Origin of the sequence: Rhodobacter flavimaris, from assembly GCF_021378075.1 — a bacterium.
In the GTDB taxonomy this organism is placed as follows: domain Bacteria; phylum Pseudomonadota; class Alphaproteobacteria; order Rhodobacterales; family Rhodobacteraceae; genus Rhodobacter; species Rhodobacter flavimaris.
This window is the reverse complement of record NZ_JAJUOS010000031.1, coordinates 1-1622: the sequence shown is the minus strand read 5'-3', so window position 1 is coordinate 1622 and position 1622 is coordinate 1. Positions and strand designations below refer to the sequence as shown.

Genomic DNA, 1622 nt, shown 5'->3' with positions numbered 1-1622 from the left:
CAGGAACAGACCGTTGCAGCGCCCGACGTGCGCGAGGTTCCGGCAGGATTTGAGAATGCTCACGCGAACACGCAGAAGTATCTGGAGATGTATCGCGAGTCTGTTGAGAACCCGGATGCGTTCTGGGGCCGTGAAGGCAAGCGTCTGGACTGGATGACGCCCTACACCAAGGTGAAGAACACGGACTTCACCTATGGTAAGGTTTCGATCAAGTGGTTTGAGGATGGCGTTCTGAACGCCTCGGTGAACTGTATCGACCGCCACCTGAAGGATCGCGCGCTGCAGACCGCGATCATCTTCGAGCCCGATGATCCGGCGGAGCCCGCGCAGCACATCACCTACAAGGAGCTGTCCGAGAAGGTGAACCGGATGGCGAACGTCCTGCTGTCGCAGGGCATCATGCGCGGCGACCGCGTCGTCATCTACCTGCCGATGATCCCGGAAGCGGCTTACGCGATGCTGGCCTGTGCGCGCATCGGCGCGATCCACTCGATCGTTTTCGCGGGCTTCTCGCCGGACGCGCTGGCCAACCGCGTGAACGACTCGGGCGCGAAACTGGTGATCACCGCCGACTTCGCGCCGCGCGGCGGCCGCAAGACCCCGCTCAAGGCCAATACCGATGCGGCGCTGCTGCATTGCTCGGACAAGGTGCGCTGCCTCGTGGTGAAGCGCACCGGCGACCAGATCTCCTGGGTGCAGGGCCGCGACGTCGACCTGCTCTACCTGATGGATCACGTCTCGCCCGACTGCCCGCCGCGCCCGATGAACGCCGAAGACCCGCTGTTCATCCTCTACACCTCGGGTTCGACCGGCAAGCCGAAGGGGGTCGTGCATACGACCGGCGGCTACCTGGTCTATGCCTCGATGACGCATCAATACACCTTCGACTACCAGGACGGCGACGTCTTCTGGTGCACCGCGGACGTGGGTTGGGTGACCGGCCATAGCTACATCGTCTACGGTCCGCTGGCCAATGGCGCGACCACGATCATGTTCGAAGGCGTGCCGACCTACCCGGACGCGGGCCGCTTCTGGGAGGTTTGCGAAAAGCACAAGGTCAACCAGTTCTACACCGCGCCGACGGCGATCCGCTCGCTGATGGGGCAGGGCACGGAATGGGTCGAGAAATACGACCTCTCGAGCCTGCGCGTGCTGGGTTCGGTGGGCGAGCCGATCAACCCCGAAGCCTGGGTGTGGTATGACAAATACGTCGGCAAGGGCAAATGCCCGATCGTCGACACTTTCTGGCAGACCGAGACCGGCGGCCACATGCTGACGCCGCTTCCGGGCGCGACGCCGACCAAGCCCGGCTCGGCCACCAACCCGTTCTTCGGCGTGAAGCCGGTGATCCTTGACGCGGCGACCGCCGTGCGCCAGGGCGAGACCGAGGCCGAGGGCGTGCTGTGTATCTCGGACAGCTGGCCGGGCCAGATGCGCACGCTGTGGGGCGACCACGAGCGCTTCCAGGAAGCCTACTTCGCGCAGTACCGCGGTTACTACTTCACCGGTGACGGCTGCCGCCGCGACAAGGACGGCTACTACTGGATCACCGGCCGCGTCGATGACGTCATCAACGTCTCGGGCCACCGGATGGGCACGGCCGAGGTTGAATCGGCGCTGGT

1 protein-coding gene is annotated in these 1622 nt (G+C 64.4%); it reads left to right on the top strand.

From position 1 onward, the window contains the following. Positions 1-27 precede the first annotated feature (27 nt). Positions 28-1622 (top strand): acetate--CoA ligase (gene acs, locus LZA78_RS17500; RefSeq protein WP_233678164.1); only part of this gene is annotated, 1595 nt, incomplete at its 3' end.